General features: G+C 69.6%; 18 protein-coding genes and 1 tRNA gene. All 19 read right to left on the bottom strand.

Annotation, left to right across the window (positions count from 1 at the left end; all coding sequences use genetic code 11):
- Position 1: 1 nt before the first annotated feature.
- Positions 2-784: a CIS tube protein gene (locus tag O7608_RS14565; protein ID WP_289210479.1), complete on the bottom strand. Its 783-nt coding sequence runs from the start codon at positions 782-784 to the stop codon at positions 2-4.
- Positions 781-1,998 carry a hypothetical protein gene (locus O7608_RS14560; protein ID WP_289210478.1) on the bottom strand — a complete coding sequence of 406 codons (1,218 nt, stop codon included), beginning with the start codon at positions 1,996-1,998 and terminating at the stop codon, positions 781-783. The genes O7608_RS14565 and O7608_RS14560 overlap by 4 nt, the downstream gene beginning before the upstream one ends.
- 13 nt (positions 1,999-2,011) lie before the next feature.
- On the bottom strand, positions 2,012-2,554 hold the full coding sequence (locus tag O7608_RS14555) for a phage tail protein (protein WP_289210477.1): 543 nt from the start codon (positions 2,552-2,554) through the stop codon (positions 2,012-2,014).
- Positions 2,551-2,724 (bottom strand): DUF6760 family protein, encoded by a 174-nt coding sequence (locus O7608_RS14550; RefSeq protein WP_199757663.1) that lies wholly within the window; start codon positions 2,722-2,724, stop codon positions 2,551-2,553. The genes O7608_RS14555 and O7608_RS14550 overlap by 4 nt, the downstream gene beginning before the upstream one ends.
- The gene (locus O7608_RS14545) at positions 2,721-3,107 is read right to left on the bottom strand and encodes a hypothetical protein (protein ID WP_199757664.1); all 387 of its coding nucleotides are present in this window, start codon (positions 3,105-3,107) and stop codon (positions 2,721-2,723) included. Before O7608_RS14545 ends, O7608_RS14550 begins: the two co-directional genes overlap by 4 nt.
- Entirely contained in the window at positions 3,098-3,535 is a 438-nt protein-coding gene (locus tag O7608_RS14540; RefSeq protein WP_123602846.1) for a phage tail protein, read from the bottom strand. The genes O7608_RS14545 and O7608_RS14540 overlap by 10 nt, the downstream gene beginning before the upstream one ends.
- A gap of 45 nt (positions 3,536-3,580) precedes the next feature.
- Entirely contained in the window at positions 3,581-4,747 is a 1,167-nt protein-coding gene (locus O7608_RS14535) for a phage tail sheath family protein (protein WP_289210476.1), read from the bottom strand.
- Between the two features lie 13 nt (positions 4,748-4,760).
- Positions 4,761-6,050, bottom strand: a complete 1,290-nt coding sequence (locus O7608_RS14530) for a phage tail sheath family protein (protein ID WP_289210475.1) — start codon at positions 6,048-6,050, stop codon at positions 4,761-4,763.
- Between the two features lie 19 nt (positions 6,051-6,069).
- Entirely contained in the window at positions 6,070-6,663 is a 594-nt protein-coding gene (locus tag O7608_RS14525) for a Pvc16 family protein (RefSeq protein WP_289210474.1), read from the bottom strand.
- Between the two features lie 199 nt (positions 6,664-6,862).
- Positions 6,863-8,722 carry an eCIS core domain-containing protein gene (locus O7608_RS14520; RefSeq protein ID WP_289210473.1) on the bottom strand — a complete coding sequence of 620 codons (1,860 nt, stop codon included), beginning with the start codon at positions 8,720-8,722 and terminating at the stop codon, positions 6,863-6,865.
- Positions 8,723-8,743: 21 nt separating this feature from the next.
- Positions 8,744-11,821 (bottom strand): AAA family ATPase, encoded by a 3,078-nt coding sequence (locus O7608_RS14515; protein ID WP_289210472.1) that lies wholly within the window; start codon positions 11,819-11,821, stop codon positions 8,744-8,746.
- A 340-nt stretch (positions 11,822-12,161) separates the two neighbouring features.
- Positions 12,162-12,764, bottom strand: coding sequence for a phosphotransferase (locus O7608_RS14510; protein WP_289210471.1), 603 nt, complete (start codon positions 12,762-12,764; stop codon positions 12,162-12,164).
- A gap of 1,560 nt (positions 12,765-14,324) precedes the next feature.
- On the bottom strand, positions 14,325-15,272 hold the full coding sequence (locus O7608_RS14505) for a UTRA domain-containing protein (protein ID WP_289210470.1): 948 nt from the start codon (positions 15,270-15,272) through the stop codon (positions 14,325-14,327).
- Positions 15,259-16,185 (bottom strand): DMT family transporter, encoded by a 927-nt coding sequence (locus tag O7608_RS14500; RefSeq protein ID WP_289210469.1) that lies wholly within the window; start codon positions 16,183-16,185, stop codon positions 15,259-15,261. Before O7608_RS14500 ends, O7608_RS14505 begins: the two co-directional genes overlap by 14 nt.
- Positions 16,186-16,197: 12 nt before the next feature.
- The gene (locus O7608_RS14495) at positions 16,198-16,980 is read right to left on the bottom strand and encodes a GntR family transcriptional regulator (protein WP_289210468.1); all 783 of its coding nucleotides are present in this window, start codon (positions 16,978-16,980) and stop codon (positions 16,198-16,200) included.
- Between the two features lie 245 nt (positions 16,981-17,225).
- Positions 17,226-17,297, bottom strand: a tRNA-Val gene (locus tag O7608_RS14490).
- 225 nt (positions 17,298-17,522) lie between these two features.
- Positions 17,523-17,987 carry a peroxiredoxin gene (locus tag O7608_RS14485; RefSeq protein WP_289210467.1) on the bottom strand — a complete coding sequence of 155 codons (465 nt, stop codon included), beginning with the start codon at positions 17,985-17,987 and terminating at the stop codon, positions 17,523-17,525.
- Between the two features lie 14 nt (positions 17,988-18,001).
- Positions 18,002-18,439, bottom strand: coding sequence for a DUF3052 domain-containing protein (locus O7608_RS14480; protein ID WP_282228497.1), 438 nt, complete (start codon positions 18,437-18,439; stop codon positions 18,002-18,004).
- A gap of 109 nt (positions 18,440-18,548) precedes the next feature.
- Positions 18,549-20,900 (bottom strand): transketolase C-terminal domain-containing protein, encoded by a 2,352-nt coding sequence (locus tag O7608_RS14475; RefSeq protein WP_421361516.1) that lies wholly within the window; start codon positions 20,898-20,900, stop codon positions 18,549-18,551.
- Positions 20,901-21,046 lie beyond the last annotated feature (146 nt).

Here is a 21,046-nt window from a genome sequence, read left to right as displayed (position 1 = left end):
CTCAGCTCAGCCGCGGGATGGTCAGCACCGTGCCGGGACGCAGGTCACGTGGGTTGACGATGCCGTTGGCCGAGGCGATGTGCCGCCACAGGCGTGGATCCCGGTACTCGGCGGCGGCGATGCTGTGCAACGTGTCGTTGCGCCGCACCACCCACGTCTTGTGCACGTCGGAGGAGTGCAGCTCGCGCTCCTTGAGCTGCGCGTCGGTGAGCGACTCCACGAAGCTGCACGAAACGGTCGCCCGCACCGGCGTGCCGTCGGGCAGGAACATGGTGAACCGTTCGCTGATCTGGGTGAGCACGCCGGTGAAGATGTCGGCGAAGGCCCCCCAGGACAGGGTGCACAGCGGTGGCCGGTGCAGTTCCTTGTCGAACTCGGCCAGCCGGGCCACCCGGTTGGTCAGCACGGTGACGTCGGTCGCGTCGCCGGTCTGGAACGGATTGGGTGGCGTCACCAGCGAGGTGGCCCGGGCCCACATGGACGCCTCCGCCCTCGACTCGTAGGTGTCGAAGAACAGCTCGAGCGACAACGTCGCGGGCTGCATGGCCGCGAACTCCTGCTGCAACCCGCTCCACGTCCAGGCGCTGCCCTTGCCCGCGCTTTCGTGCGCGTGCCAGTTGACCGACCGCGACCGGGTGATCTCGTGCGGGTTGAACAGCGCCTCGATCGGGCCGTTGCGATCGAAGTCCGTGCCGTCGTGAGCGATGGTCAGTTTCTGCAACCCGCCGCCGCCGGGGCCGAACCCGAGCGCGGCGCTGGCCAGGCCTGCCTTGTTGAGACTCACCGCCGCACCGCCCGACGCTCGGCCTCGACCGCCAGCCGGCGCATGATCCGGCCGTGCACCTGCTCGGTGACCTGCCCGACGTCGACCTGCGCGGCCGGTTGAACAGGCGGCTGCGGCACACCACGATCGGCCCCGGACGCTGCGGCCCCGAAGCTGCCGGGCCGGGGCCCGGCGCCGTCGCGCGAGCCGAATCCACGGCCGCCACGCTGCGGTACGCCGGTCGCCGTCGGTACGCCGAGAGCGCCGGGTGCCGACCGGATCTGCGGGCCGGCCGCCGACGGCGCGGCCAGCGGAAGCTGCGGTGCCGGTCGGGCCGCCGGGGGCCGCGCCGTGACCACCTGGGACGGCGTCGCAGCGGGCGAGCGCTGCCCGACGGTGGACGGCCCACCGGCAGCGGGCCGGTGGGCGGGATCTGCCGTGGGTGGGAGGCGGAAGGTCAGGTGGGGTCCGCTGGCCATCCGGCCCGGGTCGCCGGTCAGCCCGGTCCATTCGGCGGAGCCGGCCACCGTCGGACCCGCGGCAGTGGGAGTCCACGACCCGGCGGCGGCACCTGGAGCGCCCGTCGGCACCGCCGGCCTGGTGGGCGACGGCCTGCTGGGCGACGGGCCAGCGGACGCCGGCGCTTCGGCCGGGCGGGCCGGCAGTGGCGCGGAACCCTGATCGGTGGGTGCGGCCACCTTGCGTTGAATGGTCAGCGGTCGGTCGGCGCCCGGCCGGGGCGTCACCGGCGGCACGGCCGGGCCGGCGATCCCGGGACCGGTGGCGGTCCACACCGGGCTCAGCGCGGCGGCCGGGCGGGCTGGACGCGCCGACACCACCGGGCTGGACGAGACGGCCGGCGATCCGCCGGCCGGGTCGGCAGCCGGGCGGCGGGCCGCCGCGACCGGCCCGGGGTGCGCCGGGGCAGGTGGCCCGGCGTTCGCCGGGGCGGCGGGCGGGCTGGTCGGCAGAGCACCGACCGGGGCAGGGCTTCCGGCGGACGGTGGCGGTACCGGTTGCGCGTACACGATGGGTGTCGTCGGCCCGGCGTGCTGCTGGGTGGCCAGGTCGACGTAGCGCGAAGCGACCTCGGCCAGTGGCAGACCCGCCGGCATGGTGTGGTGGCGGGTGAGGGTGGACCGGGCCTGGCCCAGGTCGATCAGGCCGGGTCGGCGGGCCGGCCGGGCCAGCCGGTGGACCAGCGCCGGGTCGAAGGTCGTGTCGTCGTCGTTCATCCCAGGCTCCCGGTCAGCCGACCATGCCGGCCACGCCGTGCGCCAGCGCGGCGGCCTGGCCCAGCAGCGGCTTGGTCAGGCCCTCGTGCACCAGCTCCAGCGACTCGAAGCCGACATCGTCGCCGCTGGCGCTGAACGTCGGGCCGGTCCAGCGCACCGGCAACGCGTTGCGGAAGTTCCACCACATCACCGGGATCTGCCGCCGGTCGAGCAGCACGATCGTGCCGCTGCGGCGTTGGATGACGCCCCGGGTGGTGTTGTCGTACCAGCCCCACAGACCGCTGAGTGGGCTCAGCCCCTGCCGCAGCACCAGGTGCGCGGGGGTGGCCGCGCCGGGCAGTTGGTGGACGAAGCCGTTCACTCCGCCCTCCCGGACCGACTCCATCTCGATCTGGCTTTCCAGACCGCTGACCTCGTTGAATCCGGCGAGCAGCAGGCCTTCGATCTCCACCGCGAAGTTGAAGGTCTGGAACGGGTCCGGCAGCCGCAGGCCGGTCCAGTTGCCGACGGCGGCAGGTGCCCAGCTGAGCCCGAGCGGAATCCCGGTCGACATCATCTCCGTGCCCCTCCCTGTTCATTGAGTCGCTCGTTGATCCGCGCGACCTCCGCGACCCAACGCTGCCGTTCCCGGTGGTCCAGCTGCATGATCTCGTGATAAGGCCAGTGAAAGTGATAGGCCAGGTACGCTACTTCCTCGTGCAGCCGGTCCGGGGAGTAGCGCGTCATCCCCCCAGGCTGGGTGGCTCCACTTCGAACGATCCGCTGCAGTGTGGGCAGTCGACCTGCAGCCGGGCGTGCCCGTTGAGGTTGATCCGCTGGTAGAAGTCCTGCAGGTAGGCGAGATCGGCGGAGTAGAGGTTCTCGACCACGTTGGTGTTGATGTACTCCAGCCCGCCCAGCCGGGTGATCACCCGGGCCAGCAGGATGATCACCAGGTAGCCCGGGTTCGACCGTACCCGGGGATCCTTGATCGGCTCGATCTCGTCGAGCGCGGTGGCCATCCGCATGGTTCCCTCGCGGTGCACCGTGCCGTCCGGCGCGACCAGGCCGTGCGGCAGGGTGAACGGGAACTCGGTACGGCGGGCCTCGGCGACGCCGGTCAGCTCCACTGGTCGACCTCGATGCGTTCACAGGCGAGGATGAGCTGCTCCACGGCGATCTCGTCGCTGGTCGCGCTGAGGCTGGGCCCGCTCCACGACTTGGGCCAGCAGTCGAACAGGTTCCAGGTCACCTTCGGGTTTCCCTGCTGGTCGAGCAGGGTGATCGACACGTTGTGCCGTTCCACGGTGCCCTTCATCACCTTCTGCCGCCACTCCCACAGCTTGCTGTCGCTGGTGAGGCCACGGCTGAGCGTGATGTCACCGTAGCTGTTCAGCCCGGGAATCTTGCGCGGCGCCAGGTTCCGGTCCGTACCCTCCCGGTACTCGGCCGCGTTCTGGCTGGTCTCCAGCCCGGAAGCCTCCCGGAAACCGGCCCGGGTGATGCCGTCGAGCTCCACCGCGAAGTTGTACCCGAAGTATGGGTCGAGTCTGTCCACAACCGCACCTCACTGTTTGTCCGCACCGACTGATGTCCGCACCGGTCACGCCACGCCGACCGTCACCCCGCTCGCGCCGTGGATGACGCGAACGGTGATGAACTCGGCCGGCGCGGTCGGTGCCACTCCGATGTGTGTCACTACCACCCCGGCCTCGATGGCCGCAGGTGGATTCGTCTCGTGGTCGCACTTGACGTAGAACGCCTCGGCGGGCGTGCGGCCCTGCAGGGCACCGCGCTGGAACAGCCCGTCGAGGTACGCGGTGAGTTCCCGCATGATCCGCACCCACAGCCGGACGTCGTTGGGCTCGTGGACCAGGCCGGTCATGAACTGTTCGATCCACCGGCCGATGGTGCTGACCAGGCGGCGGGCGGTCACGTCCTGCCAGGCCGGGTCGGCGCCGAGGGTACGCGCGCCCCAGACCCGTACGCCCCGGCCGGGCAACGCCCGCAGGCAGTTGACCCGCTGCCCGTACAGCGTGCCGACCTCGGCAGCGGTGAGCTGCACCTGCAGGTCGACGACGCCCTCGACCACGGTGTTCGCCGGTGCCTTGTGGACGCCGACCCGCTGGTCGGCGGTGGAGTACACGCCGGCCACGTGCCCGGACGGCGGCAGGTGACGCAGCCGCCCGTCGGTGCCGGACGCGCCCAGCCAGGGGTAGTACAGCGCACCGAAGGCACCGTCGGCCCCGGTCAGCGCTGCGGACTGCTCGGCGACTGCCGCCGGGTCCACCGCCGGGACGCCGTCGAGCAGCGCGAACCGGTCACCGCGCTGCCGGCAGTGCCGCAGCATCGCCTGCTGCGCCTGCACGACCGGGGCGAGATCCTTGTCGACCGGCCACGGCGCGGCGGCGACGATGTCGGGGGCACAGACCAGGTCGACATCGTCCAGGTCGTCCAACGTCGCCAGGCCCTCCTGCACCGCCTCGACGGGCGACAGCGCCCGGGGCAGCCGGACCACGTGACACATCGTCCCGCCGTTGTCGAAGAACCCCCGGACCGCGTCGGCCAGGAAGCCGTCCGGGGCGTCGCCGGAGGTCGCACCGCCGAAGATCGCCTCGAACTGCGGCCACAGGGTCAGCCGCTGCGGGGTGTACGGGCCGGCGGCGGCCCGGCCGAGGAAAGCGGGCACCCCGGTGAGCTGGGTCGGTGGCGGCGGCGGGAACACGTCCTGCCGGTGCACACCGGGTGTCACCTGGTGGGTCACGGTCACGTCCGGCTGTCCACTACTGGATTCCGCCGGCCCACTGGCTGATCCGGAACACCACGAACTCGGCCGGGCGTACCATCGCCACCCCGATCTCGACCACCAGCTGGCCGGCGTCGCGGACCGCGGCCGGGTTGACGGTCTCGTCGCAGCGTACGTAGAACGCCTGCTCCGGGGTGTTGCCCACCAGCGCGCCGGAGGCCCACACGGTGGTCAGGAAGGCACCGACGTTACGCCGGATCTTCGACCACAGCTCCGGCGCGTTCGGCTCGAAGACCACCCACTGGGTGCCCTCGTCGATCGACTCACGCAGGAAGTTGAACAGCCGCCGGGAGGAGATGTAGCGCCACTCGGCCTGATCCTTGCCGGCGAGGGTACGGGCACCCCAGATCGTGATGTTGCCGCCGAACTTGCGGATCACGTTGATGTCGTCCGGGTTGAGCCCAGCCTGCTGCTGCTTGCTGACCAGCGCCTCGACGCCCAGCGCACCCCGGATCACCTCGTTGGCCGGCGCCTTGTGCACACCGCGTTCGGTGTCCACCCGGGCGTACACCCCGGCGATGTGCCCGCTCGGCGGCTGGTACACCTTGTTGCCGTCGGCGTCGGTGGTGCCCACGTCGATCCACGGGTAGTAGATCGCCCCGTAGCTGCTGTCCCGGACCTCGCCCTGGATCGCTTCCTTGGTCAACGTGGTGGTCTGCCGACCGTCGAGGATCGCGAACCGGTCCTGCAGGTACTGGTTCTCGCAGTGGTCGAGCAGCGCGGTCTGCACCGCGTCGCTCACCGCGCCGGGAATCGCGACCAGGGCGATCTCGTCGATCGCGGCGAAGGTCGCCAACGCGTCGATCAGGTCGTCGTCCGACGATGCGGTGTCGGCGGCAGCGGGGGCGGTGTCGGCGGCAGCGTCGGCGTCGGCGTCGTCGTCATCGGCAGCGTCGTCGGCGGCGGGGGCGGAGGGGGCGGCTGCGGCGACCCGGGTGATCCAGCAGCGGCCGCCACCGTTGTTGAAGAAGCCGTAGACGGCGTGGGCGAGGGTGCGGTTGCCCGGCTGGATGTCGCCGAAGAGGTTCTTGAACGTCTCCCAGCCGTCGACCAACTGGGCCTCGCCGGCGGGCGCCACCACGTGGAAGTCGGCCGGCACGGGGGTGCCGTCCGCCGTCACGCCGACGCGACCGGGCAGCAGCGGCATTGTGACGTCGTCTGCGACGACACCGACGAACCCGGCGGTGCTGGTCCCTACTCCGGCGATCGGCTTGATCGCCGAGGGGACCTCCTCGACGTACACGCCCGGCGCTAGATACTGCGGCATCTGTGGGTACTCCCCCTCGTCAGGACTCGTGGCCCACGCCCTGGCCGACCCGGACAACCGTCTCGGTCACCTCGGGCCCGACCGGCGTGGATTCGAACACGTCGACGCTGAGCGTGACGCTGTAGTGCAGAACCGCCTTGGGTCGACCGCCCATGGCCTGCCAGAACTCGCCGATTCCCTGCAGCTGGCTCTCGGCGGTGACCATCGCGCGCAGCGGCGGCTGCTGACCGGCCAGGTCACCCCGCAGGTAGTCGGCGGGGATCTCCCGGTGGCGCAGCAGCACCCGCAGTACGTCGCCGAGCAGCCGGTGCTCGTCCTGAGCCGGGTTGGGTGCACTGTCGTTGGGCCAAGCGGTGACCAGATAGGAGCAGTCGACCCGGGCCGGCACCCGCCGGCGGGTGATCATCCCGGACTCCTGCCGGGTGTTCTCCCACTGGTTGGTCCGCAGCTCGTGGTTCTCCCGCACGTCGTAGAGGAAGAACGCGATCGCGGGCAGGGTGACGCCGGAGGGCGGGAACTGGTCGTCAGGCGTGGCGAAGCTGATGGTGATGCCGGGCAACGCCAGCTCGCCCTGCACGAGAGCGGCGAGCGATGCGTCCAGATCGTGAAACACTGCCCTGTCCCGCCCTCAATTGCGTCGTTCGCGCCGGTCGACAGGTCTACCAGGCGGGCGTCCCACGAGCGTCTGCGTCGGCGTCTACCGCACCGCCTCGGAGGATCCTGGGCGACGGGACAAAGGGCTTTTGACCTGGTTATTCACATGTCAATGTGAATAGCGCCACACGAATATCGGGCTGTCCCGACCGCCACAGTCACGAGATGAACAGCCCCCTGAAGATCTCTCCCGCCTTGGAGACCTCCCTCTGCGCGTACCCCTGTCTGTCGCGCAGGCTGTTGCGGACCCGGACCGCCATGTCGGCCCACTCGTTGGGCTGGTACGTATGCAGGTAGGCGTGCCCCTCGGTCTGGGCGAACCGCCGGTTCTCGACGACCACACCGGTCCCCCGCGCGGCTCCCCGGCCGACGCGAGGCGTGACCAGCTCAACGGCGTTCGCACCACCGTTGGCGGAGGTGTCGAAGACCTTGTCGCCCGTTCCGGCGAGGACCCCCTCGACCCACTCGCCGCACATGACGTCCAGGGCGACACCGGGGGCCAACCGCTCCTTCATGCCCGGAAAGACTGGTTGCACATAGTCACGCCCAGTAAGCCGCAGTAGTTCCTCGACGAGATCGTCGTTGCCAAAGAGCCCCTCGAGCTCGGGATACGAATCGACAATCTGGTTTCTGACCGTGGAGAGTCTCGTCTTGTAGAAAAAGATGCCGGCATGGTTCTTGTTCAGCCTGGTCCACCGGTTCATTCTACCGACAGTGAGATAGTAGATGATGAGAGCGAACAGTCCGCGCGCCTCGGCAAGCGCCGCGTCGCTGTAGTCGTCATCGATGTTGTTCTGGATCCACTGAACAACGTCACCAGCTCGGGTGTTGGCCGCACCCAGGGCGACCTTGTACGTCGCCAACCTGTACTGCCCCGTCCCGGGCGCCGTCGGCTGCGCTGCCCGGTCGGCGAATTCGTCGCTGATCTGGGTGACCGACAGTCCGTAGGTCGCCTGCACATGTGCGTGCGCGCCCGTCAGCGTTCCCGCCGGGGCGGTGGATCCGTTCGGGTATCCGACGAAATTCACGCCGGCAGGGTTCGCGGTCAGGCCGGGGACACCGTCCAGCGCCACGTTCGTGTTCGGCGTGAGCGCCTGGTTTTCGATGTGCGTCGCCACCTGCACGAGCCGGTTCATGACGCCACGCACCGTGCTCTCGGAATCCTTGAACTCATCCATCGGTCCGGTCACGAGCTCAAGGATCGGGGCCGGCTGGCCGGCGCCACGAAGCGCATCCGGCACGACGGTGGAGTCCAGGTCCGGGGTGTGGTCGACATGCGCCTCGAAACGTTTGCCGCTGGCAACCGCCGTGGCGTTCTTCCTGGGCGTGCTCTCCACCCCGCCCCGCCGGCTGAACAACGGCACATGATGGAGCTCCAGCTCGAACCCGAACTTACGCTGCGCGAGAGCGGGTCCCACCGTGGGCGTCGGCCCGGTGGTACACGGTCCGGCGGCGCCCTGCTGGACGGTGTGCGTCAGCTCGTGCCCCAGCAGCGCGTCACCCCGCGCGCTGCCCGGCCGGTACTCACTGCGGCGTACGAACACGTCGGCGCCGACGGTGAAGGCCCTCGACCCGAGCGTGTCGTTCAGCCGATCGGACTCGGCACCGACGTGTACCCGTACCCCGCTGAAGTCCGCCCCCGACACCCGCTCCATCCGCTCCCGCACACCGCCGGGCACCGCCCGCCCACCGCTGCCCCGCGCCCGGTCCACCGCCCGCGCGAGGCCAGGATCCGCCGCACCACCGGTAGGCGTGCGCACCCGACCGATCGCCTCCGGGGCACGCTGCACGGACGACCCGAACGCCAGCTGGGAGATCCGGTCCGCCTCCCGCTCGTACGGATCGTCCACCGGCCCGACGTTCAGTTTCGCCTGGATGATCGCCCCCGCGCCACGATTGCCGTACCGCCGCTGCAACGCGTCGCGAGACGCGACGGGTCGACGCGGAGCCGACCCGGACCCGGAGGCCACCACCGGGGACCGGTGCGCCACGCCGCTGTCGTGCTGTGCCGAATGCACGTCGAACCCTCCACAGTCTCGTCAGAAGCGCCGATCAGCGGCGACCTTCCCGTTCAATAGGTCGGCGCCGAATTCCCCCGCCGACAGGATCTTGCCCATCTTTTGATACTCACGTCTGGTCGCGTGGATCAGATGCGCCATGGTCACCTTGCCACCGTCGGCGGCGGCGAGGAAGGCGCTAGCGAGAGCGATGTTGCGGATGTTTCCGCCCGGCAGATCGACCTGCCGGGCCAGCAGATCCAGGTCGAGGTCGACGTCGAGCGGCGCCTGCTCGGGCCAGACCTGCGCCCAGATGCGGCGACGGTCCGCTACCTCGGGGACCGGGAAGTCGACGGTGGCGTGCAGCCGGCGGGTGAACGCGTCGTCGAGGTTCTTCCGCAGGTTCGTCGCCAGGATGACCACTCCCTCGTGCTGCTCCATCCGCTGCAGCAGGTAGCTGACCTCTAGGTTGGCGTACCGGTCATGCGCGTCGCGGACCTGGGAGCGTTTGCCGAACATCGCATCGGCCTCGTCGAAGAAGAGCACCGCGTTGCTGGTGGCGGCCTCGGCGAAGATCTGGGACAGGTTCTTCTCGGTCTCACCGATGTACTTGCTCACCACCGTCGACAGGTCGATCTTGTAGAGGTCCAGGCCGAGCTCGTGCGCGAGCACGTCGGCGGCCATCGTCTTGCCGGTGCCCGACGGGCCGGCGAACAGCACGGCCAGCCCTCGACCGTTGGCCAGCTTGCGCTCGAACCCCCAGGACTCGTAGATCAGAGCCCGGTAGCGGACCTGGTTGGCGATCTCCCGTAGCTGTTGCATCCGGTCGGCGGGCAACACGATGTCATGCCAGCCGTAGTGCGGCGTGATCTGCTGGGCCAGGTCGGCCAGCTTTCGGTTGGACTGCAGCCGGCATGCCGCGTACAGGTCGGCCTGGGTGATCCGGGGCGCGCCGGGTGCACGGGTGTACGCCAGGTTGTGAGCGGTCACCGCGGCGTCGCGGATCTGGCCGCCGGTGAGCCGGAACTTGCCGGCGACGGCGGCCAGGTCCAAGGTGTCCTGGTCCAGGGTGTCTCGGTCCGCCCCGGCAAGCGCGCCGTCCCAGATGCGCAGCCGCTCGGCGTAGCCGGGCGCGGGAAACTCCAGCCGGGCGAAGGTAAGGCCCGCCGGCAGGTCGGCCGGCTCCCACGAGGTGTCACCGGTAAGGAACGCCGGAGCAGGGTACGCCGCCAGGGTGGACAGCAGCAGCGACAGTCGTGGCCGGGCCTGCTCGACGAGCAACGGGTCGACGTCCGCCCAGCACATCACCGCGCCCTGCAGCCGGGCCTCCCGCTCGGCCAGGCCGACCAGGGTGACGAACTCGTCGAACGGGCGGTCGGCCAGCGGATTGGCGGACACCACCAGCAACGGCGCGTACCAGTGGCGCGCACACGCCGCCGCGACGCTGCGCCGGCCGACGCCGTAGTCCCCATGGCAGTAGACCACCAGGTCGTCGCCGGCGTGCTCGCTCAACCGGGCCAGTGCCGCTCCGAACTCCGCCGGGAAGTGCAGGTCGTCGAGGGTCCGGGTCGGTGCGACGATCCGGGCGTACGGCTGAAGCTGCTGGGCGACGTCGTCGTCTTCCAGCAGGAAACCGACGACCCGTGGGTCCAACCGGAGGTTGTTACCCAGCAGTGAGTGCACCGGTGCGGTCGGGTCCTCAGTCGACGTGACGAGCCGATGCCGGAGCAACGGTGCCGACGGCGCGAACCGGGCTCGCGCGGCCATCCGCGACTGACGGTCCGCGCACAACATCGTGAGAACGAGATCGACCGTCGGCAGCCGGCGGGTCAGATCGTCGTGCAGGTAGCCGTACAGCCGTTCGTAGCTCCGGTCGATCTCGGGCGCGAGGCAGGCCACGATCACTTCGACATCGAACGGGGCGAGGTCGAACATTCCGGCCAGCGCGACCAGCCGCAGACCCACGCCGTCCCGCAGGCTCTGCGCCACCCGCTCGCCGATCTCGTGGGACAACTTGTCCAGCTCGGCCGCGGTCCCCGGGTCGTCGTCGCCCGGCGGCGCCCAGTCGGGTACACCGTCCAGCAACGCGTCGGCCTCGGCCTCGGAGACATAGAAGGTGGAAAGCTCACCGCCGGGCCGGGGTCGGGCCTTCCGGACCCGACTGACCTGCCTACCCAGCACCAGGTCGAGCCGGGCGAGTTCGGCCAGCAGGTGCTCCGTCGAGTTGGCGTACCCCGCACCGTCCATGGATCCCCGCACCTCGTCCCGGTTGTCCCCGACCGGTACATCATTGCCGCCGGAAGCGGCCGGCGCGATCGTGGATACGCCGACAGTCTGCACCGATCGGCCGCTTCCCGGTCGGATGTCCGCCGCCCGGTCCGCCCGGATCTGCTCGTAGAGGACCGTGGTGTCCACCGACGGGCGCACCCCGAACTCCTCGTCCACCACCGACGTACACAGATCGTACTGACGAAGCGCGGCGATCCGGTCACCGGCGGCGTAGTGCAGCCGCATCAGCTGGCGGTGGGTCCGCTCACGCGCCGCGTCGTGGCGCAGCACGGTCTGACCGAGGTCCACGCCCTTGGCGTAGAGACCACGGGCCTCGCAGTAGCCCATGAGCTGTTCCTGCATCGACAGGTAGGTGTCGCGTAGCCGGTCCCGTTCGGCACCGCACCAGTCGTGGTACCAGGTGGCGAGGAGGTCTCCACGGTAGAGCTCCAGCGCGTGCTCGACCGTATGGGCCTGGTCGTCGGAGAGCGCTCCGCCGGGCACGTCGCGGACCGCCGCGTAGCTCTCCTCGAACGCGTCCACGTCCAGCCAACAGGACGCCTCCGGGTTGATCCGCACCCAGCCGGGGTCGATGACGACGAGTTCGCTCGCCGGGCGCTGGTCGTTCGGCTGGTCCTGCATGCTCGTGTTGAGCCGCCACAGTGCCTGGCGCAGGTACTTGCGGGCAACGCCGGGCTCGGCCCCCGGCCAGAGCAGTTCCGAGATGGATTCGCGGGTGTGCGTCCGGTTCCGATGAATGAGCAGGTAGCCGAACAGCTCAAGGGCCTTGCCAGGCGGCGCACTGAGTGGTTGACCACGTCGGAGGATCGAGACATCGTCAAAGAGTCTCACCTGCACGACGTGTCTCCTTCGTACCGCAACGGCCCGCCCGGCCGGCCCCGCCAGCGCGGGCGCCGCTCGCCGCACGTCGTCCCCAGCTCCGGTGCCAATCAGGACATAGGGGCGCCACGCTACTCCACGGTGCTCCGACTGGTCATCGCGACTGTCGTCGACCGGCCACTTGGACTGCGGCGACAACCGGGCCGGCAGGTCCTGTCCCGGCCACGGTCTGCGGTCCGTCCTGGAACGAGATCGACGTCGAGACCGGCGACCTGGAACAACCGTCACCGTCTGTGATCGGCGACCACAAGGCCGGACTATGGCCGGCCGTCGTGGAGCATCCACAGCCGGGTCAGGGTCTGCTTGTCGTCGCCGGGCACATGTCCGTTGACCGCGCGACAGACCCAGCCCAGCCGCAGCGCCACCCGAGTAGCGGCAACCAGGTCGCCAGTGAACCGGTCGACACAACGGCGCCAGATACGCGTCCGGGAACGGGGCCGGGGTCTACGGAGTCCTGAACGTCGTCCAACCCCGACGCCAGCACACCTTCGACAGTGACCGACAGGGTGAAGAACGGATGCGACGCGCAGGCGTCACCCCAGTCCATGATGAGGTGGCGGCCGTCGCAAACGAAGATTTGCACGTCGTGCAGGTCGTCGTGCTGCGGCAACTCCGGCAGTCCGTACTCCGCAGGCTCGGCACGCAGCTCGGCCACCATCGGCACCGCGTCGCGCAGACGCCGCAGCGCGCCGACCTCGTCGATAATCCGTGCGTACGCGTCCGGGAGGGTGGCGAGCCGCCGGTCGGGCGACCCCAGCGCGAGCAGGTCGTTGACGTCGTCGGCCAGGTCGAGCTGCACTCCGGCGTGGCGCGGCAGGACATCCCGCCACCGGTCCAGGCTCCGCTCGGACTGCGTCACTACCCGCAGCGTCTCCCCCGCGTCCGCCATCAGCATCCAACCGGCGGCGGGTCGGCCACCAACAACGTCGGCACTGCGTCGGGCTGGCGGGCGGCGATCCGCCGCACCCCGAGCTCGTCGAGCCGGCCGTCGATCCGATCCCGCACCTGGGCCAGCCACTCCGGTCGCGCAAGCGTCTGTCGTCCACTGCCGCGATGCTATTGAGCCCTGCCGCCGAACCAGGGCGAACCATCCCAACGCGGTGAACACGACGAGCAGCGCCACCGCAAACAGGGCGGTTCCGAGCCAATGCGGCATCGGGACAAGGAACGGGACCTGATGGATGAACAGACCCGCGCCGATCAACGCTTGGCACCAACCGTTGCGGACCGGCTGGGACCGTTGGCTCACCGTCGGTCGAACGAAGCGAAACCTAGACAGGGGCGATCGACGCGTCATCGCGGTGTGGACACCGAGTACGACCAGAAGGAGGCCACACACAGTCACCACCAGGTGGACGGCCACCAACAGGGGGTCGGTGTCACTCAAGCTCATCCGGCAATCATTCAGGCGGGAGTCGAGGCCGCGAGTCGATCTGACTCCACCGGGGGCCGGACGGGCGGGCCCTCGAACCTGCCCCGTCGCTGGTCGGGATAGGTGGGCACGGCAGGTTTCGAACCTGCAACCCCTCGCTTGTAAAAGCCACTCTGGCTGTCCACCCTGGTCCGACACCGCCCCGATCATGCGCACCATCGGCTTGAGGACCTCTCCGGACAGTCCCGTACCACAGTGAGCGAGACGGCATACTCGGTGATGTGACAGACAACCTCGGCCGCTCCGGCCGGTCAGGCGATGCACGGGAGATGTTCTCAGGTTTCTATGCCGTGGTGCTCGACCATGCAAAGGGTTCGGGCAGACGAGTTCGCTGGTCGCCAAGCCACGATGCCTGGCTCCGCAGCGAAGGTTACGGCCGATACATGCAGCACCCGTGGCTTAGTGAGCCCGGGGAAACTTACGGTGACGCAGACGCCCCTAGCGAGAAGGATCAAGCTGCAGCAATAGCGCTCGCCAACAGCGTCATCCACGCCGATGGACGACCATTTTTCTGCGAGCGATGCCACAAGAGCGATGCAGGAAGCCATTTTATTGCGCCGAACATACACAGCGAGCCCGAGCTCTATTGCCTTCAAATGCCTACTTGCAGCGTGGTCGATTCATCGGGTGGAGGTGGCCTACTCAAGCACTGGGGAAGTCCATTCGGCTGCCAGTCCGTGAAGCATTGGATTGATACGGGCGATCTCGGTCGGACTCCATTCATCGGCCCACTGGCGGCTTACGTTTTTGGACGACCACTGCCTGCGGATGAAGTAATTAACCGCGAATGGTGCTCTCGCTGTGCCGGAGCCGCAGGAAACATGCGACACAACGCCACCGCACAGGGTGCCGACGAAGTCGAATGGACACGGAAGCAAGTTCGAACGCAAGTTCTATATTTGTCGCGCAGCCTGACGGAGCACTACAGCAGGGAATAGGCTCTCGACGAACTAGCCCTTCAAGTCAGGTCAGTTTTGACCCGCTAAAGGGGGCATCTTCAACGCGTCGTAGACAGTTGCCGCATCAGTCAGAGACCCGCGCCACGTACCGAACCGCCATGGCGTCGGAACGGATGATGTAGCGAGTCGCTTCGAACGAGAAGCCACCGGAGTCGAAGGAGACGTGCAGCAGGACGATGACGGGCACACCGGGCGGGAGTTTCAGCGCCTCTGCCTCGTCGCGGGTCGGGAATCGGGTGCTGAGCTGTTCTCTGATCCGCGCGGTCCGGTATCCGAGTCTTTCGAGGGCAGCGAAGGTCCCGCCTGGCCCCAAGTCCAGTTCGGTCGCAAGGGCCGAGGTTCCGACTACGCTCGTCGGCAGGTAGCTGTAGCCGAGTTGGACGGGTTTGCCGTCGGCAAGGTATCTGTTCTCTCGGAGGGTGACGGGGTCGCCCAAGCCCAGGGATAGCATGGCGGCTACGTCGCTCGGCGGCTGCTGTCGGGATACGGCGAGGCATTCGACACGTGGTGTACGTCCCTGCATGGTTGACTCGGCAGCGAACGGTGTCAGGTTCTGTTCCCGCAGGAAGGGGTTGGCGTACCGATCTGCTCCGAGGCGCATGAGCGGTGGCCGACTGCGGACGAAGACGTCGTAGAGCATCGTCGCGACCTGCGACCATTGGGATGCGCTGACGAGCGCTGGTCCGCTCATCTGCGTGAACCACGTCGAGCGCGTTCTCCCCGCTTCGACGTCGCGGTCCAGACCGTCGCCGGACACTGCGGATCGGGATGGGAATTCGCGCTCCTGGCCATCGGGAGTGGCTTTTACGAGTCGCATGAGCTGGCCTTCGGCGTTGAGGCAGGCGTCCAGCGCTTTGGCGAGATGCAGGCTGGGCGGCTTCTTGCCGTTCTCGACCTCACACAGATACGGGCGTGAAAAGTACGCCTTCTTTGCCAGATCCCGGAACGACATCCCGTGTTCCTGTCGGAGTCTGCGCATCAGTCGGACGAAGTCCGGGTCAACGACGACCATTTCGGTTCCTCCCGAGTGGCAGGGGATCAGCGACTCTGCTCCGTTGAGGTCGGCGCTGTACCAGCGCGACGCCCGCCAGGACCAGGAGCATCCCGAGGACCATGGAGGCTGTCACCTGCTCGTCGACGACCAGGAATCCGAGGATCACCGCGACGACCGGCAGCAGGTAGGTGACCGTGGATGCCACGGTAGGTCCGTCGTCGGTGATGAGCCGGTAGTTGAGCACGTAGGCGGCCCCGGTGCCGAGGACACCCAGGATCAGCAGGCTGACCACCGCGTCGAAGCGCAGGTCTGGCACGGTCAGGCCGCCGAGGGGCAGAGCCAGGATCATCAGGATCGTTCCGGCGACGAACTGTGTGGCAGAGAGCATGATCGGCGGGATTCCCCGGTTGGTGAGGAACTTGCCCATGTAGACGTAGGAGACTCCGTAGCTGGCGGATGCCGCCAGGATCGCCAGCCCTCCCCAGCTGGCGACCTCGCTCGCCGACTTCCACGGCGTGAAGATGACCACCGCGCCGACGAAGCCGAGGGTCAGTCCCGCTCCCCGCGACCACGTCGCCGTGCGGTCGGCTCCGACGACGAAAGCGATCAGCGCCGTCCACAGGGGCGTGGTGGCGTTGAGTACCCCGGCGACACCGGAGCCAACGGTCTGCTCACCGATGCCGAACAGGGTGTACGGGATCGCGTTGGCGACCAACGCCGCGACGAACAGATGCCCCCACGTCGACCGGTCGGCCGGGAACCGCAGCCCCCGGTGCAGGGCGACGGGCATCAGCACCAGTGCACCGAGGGCCAGGCGGACAAGGACGATCTGCACCGGGGTGAAGCCGCGTAGCGCCAGCTTGATCCAGAGGAACCCTGACCCCCACAGCAACGCGAGCATCACCAGCCGGACGAGACTGCCTCGACTCATCAGGCGATCCTGTCAGTCCTCTACGGGTATGTCGTAGTCCAGGCCGTTGAGGTCGCCGCGCATCACGAACCGGGTGACTTCGAACGGAGTGTGCTGCTCGTCGAAGCTGGTGTGCAGCACCTCGATGACCGGTACGCCGGGCGGCATCCCCAACCCGGTCGACTCGTCGTGGTACGGCATCCTCGCCGAGATCTCCTCGCGGACGCGGGTGATCCGGTGGCCGAGTTCTTCGAACCTGGCGTAGATGCTGCCCTCGCCGAGGGTCCGCTCGGTCGCCAGCGGCGACCCCTCGGCGACGTCGACGGGGATGTACGTCACGCCGACCTGCACCGGCTCGTCATCGGCGAAGTACCAGTTCTCCCGGCGGACGACGGTCGCGGTGTTCCCGTCGAGGCCGAGGCGTTCGGCGACGTCCGGTGGAGGCTGGTCGCGGATGACCGACCGGCATTCGGTCCGGGGTACGCGGCCCTGTTTCGTGACCTCGATGCGGAACGGCGACAGTCCCGTTTCGTTGCGCAGCTGGCGGGAGTAGCGGTTGGCCCCGAGGCGCATCAGGGGCCGGTTGGGGCGGACGTAGACGCCTCGCCCGTGCTGCGCGACGACCAGGCCTTCCCCTTGCAGGATGCTGATCGCTTCCCTGGCGGTGTTGCGTGCCGTGCCGTAGCGGGCGGCAAGGTCCCGCTCCGATGGCAGCTTGCCGCCGGGTGGCAACTCCCCCGCTTGGATGCTCAGACGCAGGTCATCGGCTATCCGCCGGCTGGGTGGTCGCTTATCTGTGCTGGTCGGCTCGTCCATTTCTGGCCTGCCTGTCACTGGGGGTCAACAACACGCTCCACGCTACCTCCAACTGGCTCAAGCCAGTAGTGGGCGGCTGTTCGCTATGCACCACAAACTGGCTCAAGCCAGTAGTTTGAGCGGGCCGATCTCCATCGACGGCCTAGGAGCACGGGCGTCCACTGGCGACCATCGTCGCAGGCGAGGAAGTGAGACGACGCAGGGCACCGGGCATCCGGTGCCCTGCTCGCGTGCTGGTCAGAGTGTGGGCGCGGCAGGTTTCGAACCTGCGACCCCTCGCTTGTAAGGCGAGTGCTCTTCCACTGAGCTACGCGCCCGGGCACGGCGGATTGACCGCCCCGGCGGCGGCTAGCTTACCTTGCCACGGTCGGCGGCCCGGCGGCCCCGTCCCATGGTGCGGAACGCGGCGTACCGGACGCGGCCGGCAGGTACGGCGGGACCTGCCGCACAGGGACGGCGGGGCCCGTACGGCAGGGACAGCGGGACCCGCCGAACGGTGGCCGGTCCCGCTGCGTACCGCCGGGATCCGCCGGTCCGGATGCTCAGTCGGACAGCTCGGCGATGGCCTTGCGCCAGGCTGCCTGATCGCGGGCCTGGCCGGGGCCGTTCATCTCGGCGAACCGGACCACGCCGGCCTTGTCGATGAGGAAGGTGCCACGGTTGGCGATCCCGGCGGCGTCGTTGAACACCCCGTACGCCTGGGCGACGGCGCCGTGCGGCCAGAAGTCGGCGAGCAGGGGGAACTGGAACCCTTCCTGCTCGGCCCAGATCTTGTGGGTGTAGACCGAGTCGACGCTGACCGTCAACGTCTGCACGTCGTCGTTGACGTACGCCTCGAGGTTGTCCCGGACCTCCTGCAGCTCGCCCTGGCAGGTGCCGGTGAACGCGAGCGGGTAGAAGATCAGCAGGACGGCCTGCCGACCCCGGAAGTCCGCCAGCCGGACCTCCTGGTTGTTCTGGTCCTTGAGGGTGAACTCCGGTGCCTGCGTACCGACCTCGACTGCCATGTCCGCTCCTTCACTCACTTCTTCGCCTTGGCCCCACGGCGCAGCACCAGCCGGGCGGCACTCCAGTCCTTGCCGGCGTTGACCATGGAAGTCTGCTGGAGTCCGGCGCTGGGGGCGGACTCGTTGATGTCGCTCGGTTCGACGTGGCCGTCGCGCCCGGCCTTGGGCGTCAGCAGCCACACCACGCCGTTGTCGGCCAGCGGGCCGAGGGAGTCGACGAGCAGCTCGAACAGGTCCCCGTCCCCGTCGCGGTACCACAGCAGCACCGCGTCGACGACCTCGTCGGTGTCCTCGTCGACCAACTCGCCGCAGCGGTCGGCCAGGGCGTCGCGGAGATCCTGGTCGACGTCGTCGTCGTAGCCGATCTCCATGACCACCATGCCCGGCTCGATGCCGAACCGGTCCGCCAGGCTCCGTACGCCGTCGGCGGCCTGACCAGCGGTCGCGCTCACTGTTGCTTGCCTCCTCGTCTTGAGCTGCCGGTATCCGTCGGACACCGATAGCGGGTAGTTCACACAGTTGTGCCGGCCGGCGCAAGTGGCGCACCGAGTTCACCGGAATTTACCGCGCCAGCAGCGCTCGGGCACCCTGGGTGATGGCATCTTCGCTGACCAGCACCTGATGTGCGGCGGGGCCCAACGGGATGAGCGAGTCGAGCGCGGCGATGCGGGCGGCGGCACCGACGTACCCGGCTTCGACGAGCGCGGCGAGGACTCCTTCGCCGACTCCGCCGGAGCGGCGGGTCTCGTCGACGATGAGTACCCGGCCGGTGGCGGTGGCCTCCCGCACGATGTCGGCGACCGGCAGTGGGGCCAGCCAGCGCAGGTCGACGACGCGGCAGCCGATCCCCTCGGCGGCCAGTCGGGCGGCGACCCGCAGCGACATCCGTACGCCGTTGCCGAAGGTGATCACGGTCAGGTCCTCGGCGCTGCCGACCGGGTAGCTGCGGGCCCGGCCGACCGGAACGTGTCCGGTGCCCCACTCCCCGGGCGGCGGGTAGGGCGCCAGCCACTGCCCGTCGTCGGCGGCGTACAGGTCGCGGGTCGCGTACCCGGCGACGGGTTCGACGAAGACGCAGACGCTGCCGTCGACGGCGGCGCTGGCCAGGCAGGACCGCAGCAGTCCGGCGGCGTCGGCGGCGCGGGCCGGTACCGCCAGCACGATCCCGGGGATGTCGCGCAGCACCGCGAGGGAGTTGTCGTTGTGCCGGTGCCCGCTCAGGGCGTCCTGGTACGCCAGGCCGGGCACCCGCAGCACGAGCGGGTTGCGGTAGCCGCCCCGGGAGAGGAACTGCGCGGTGGCGGCTTCGCCGCGCAGCTGGTCCTCGCCGCCGTGCAGGTAGGTGAGGCCCGGCAGTTCGACCACCGGCAGTTGGCCGGCCAGGCCGGCGCCGAGCGCGTGGCCGAGAACGGTGGTGGCGTCGCCGGTGGTGTCGAACACCCGGTTGCCACCGAAGCGCTCCCGTAGCCCGGCGGTGACGCCGTACCGGCCGCCCTTGGCCGCCACGTCGGCGCCGAGGACGATCATCCCGGGGTAGGCGAGCAGCCCGTCGGCGAGGGTCGCGTTGATCGTCTCGGCGAGGGTCATCGGGCCGCGTTCCTCGGGCAGCCGGGTGCCCAGGACGCTGGCGCGGGCGGTGGCCGCGGCGCCGGCCGCGCGGGCGCCGGTGTCGGTGACCACCCGGGCGACCCGGATCGGCCGACGCGGCGCGGTGGTGGCGACGACCTGGGCGGCGGTGGCGAGTTTCGGCTCGCCGATGACTTCCTCGGCGACCTTGCGGACCTGCCAGCCGACCTCGTCGTACCGGGAGATGATCTCGTCCGGGGTGGCCAGGCCCGCCGCGACGAGCAGCCGCGCGGTGCCGACCAGCGGGTCGCGGTCGACGTCGCGGTCGATCTCCTCGGCGCTGCGGTACGCCGATTCGACGTCGGTGCCGGCGTGCCCCATCAGCCGTACGGTGGACAGGTGCAGCAGCGCGGGCCGGCGCTGCTCGCGGACCCAGGCGGCGGCCTGCGTCGCGGTGTCGTAGGTCTGGGCGAGGTCGCAGCCGTCGGCGGCGAAGTAGTGCAGGCCGGGCCGGGAGCGCAGCGTCGCGGCGACCCAGCCGTCCGGCGACCGTACGCTGAGGCCGAGGCCGTTGTCCTCGCAGACGAACAGCACCGGGGTCTTCTCTCCGGTGTGGTCGGCGTGGCCGGCGGCGGTGAAGGCGGCGGTGGCGGCGGCGTGGTTGACCGCGGCGTCGCCGAAGCTGCAGACCACGATCGCGTCGTCCGGCCAGGGCAGTCGTGGTTCGAGGTACGGACGGCTGGCCGCTGCCGAGCGGGCGAGCCCGGGTTGGCGTTGGCGCACCGTCGGGACGAGCCGGCGCATCCGTTCGATGGCGAGCGCCAGGCCGACTGCTCGGGGCAGGTGCGCGGCGACGGTGCCCGAGGTGGGGACGACGGCGATCCCAGTGCTGCCGAAGACCGTGGCCCGGCCGCCGGTGATCGGGTCGGCGGCGGAGGCGACCGCACCGCGCAGCACGTCGCGGGCGGCGTCGGAGACGGGGTCGGTCTCCGCGTCGGCGGCCCCGGTGTCGGCGTCGTCGTCGGCGTCGGGTCCGGCCATCCCGGGGGCGTGCCCGACGGGCTGTGCGGCCCGGGCGACCCGGGCGCAGTAGAAGCCGCCGGAGCGGTAGTGCAGCAACGCGGGGTCGGTGACCCGGACGGCCGCGGCCAGCGCCGCGTTTCCTTCGTGTCCGGAGGAGCCGAGGGTGTCGAAGCCCTCGCCGAAGCTGCGCAGCCAGCGCTTGGCCAGGTCGAGGTGGCGGCTGGTGAGTTGGGCGTCGAACAGGGCGAGCGCGGTCTGGCCGGTGAGGACGGTGTCGTCGCGGACCGGTTCCTGCGGTGCGCGGCGGTCGGTGGGGCCGGTCATCTGGGCGACCGCGGTGCGGAACCGCTCGTCGAGGTCCTGCGGGGTGGTCACGTCGGACAGCATTACCGACCCTCGCCAGGTTCGGCCACCGGGCGGCGGGCGGGCCGCGGGGCCGGGTCGGGGCAGGCGGCAGCGCCGCTGGTGGC

Origin of the sequence: Solwaraspora sp. WMMA2056, assembly GCF_030345095.1 — a bacterium.
GTDB lineage: Bacteria > Actinomycetota > Actinomycetes > Mycobacteriales > Micromonosporaceae > Micromonospora_E.
Note: the sequence above shows the minus strand (reverse complement) of the source record. Positions and strands in the feature narration are given on the sequence as shown.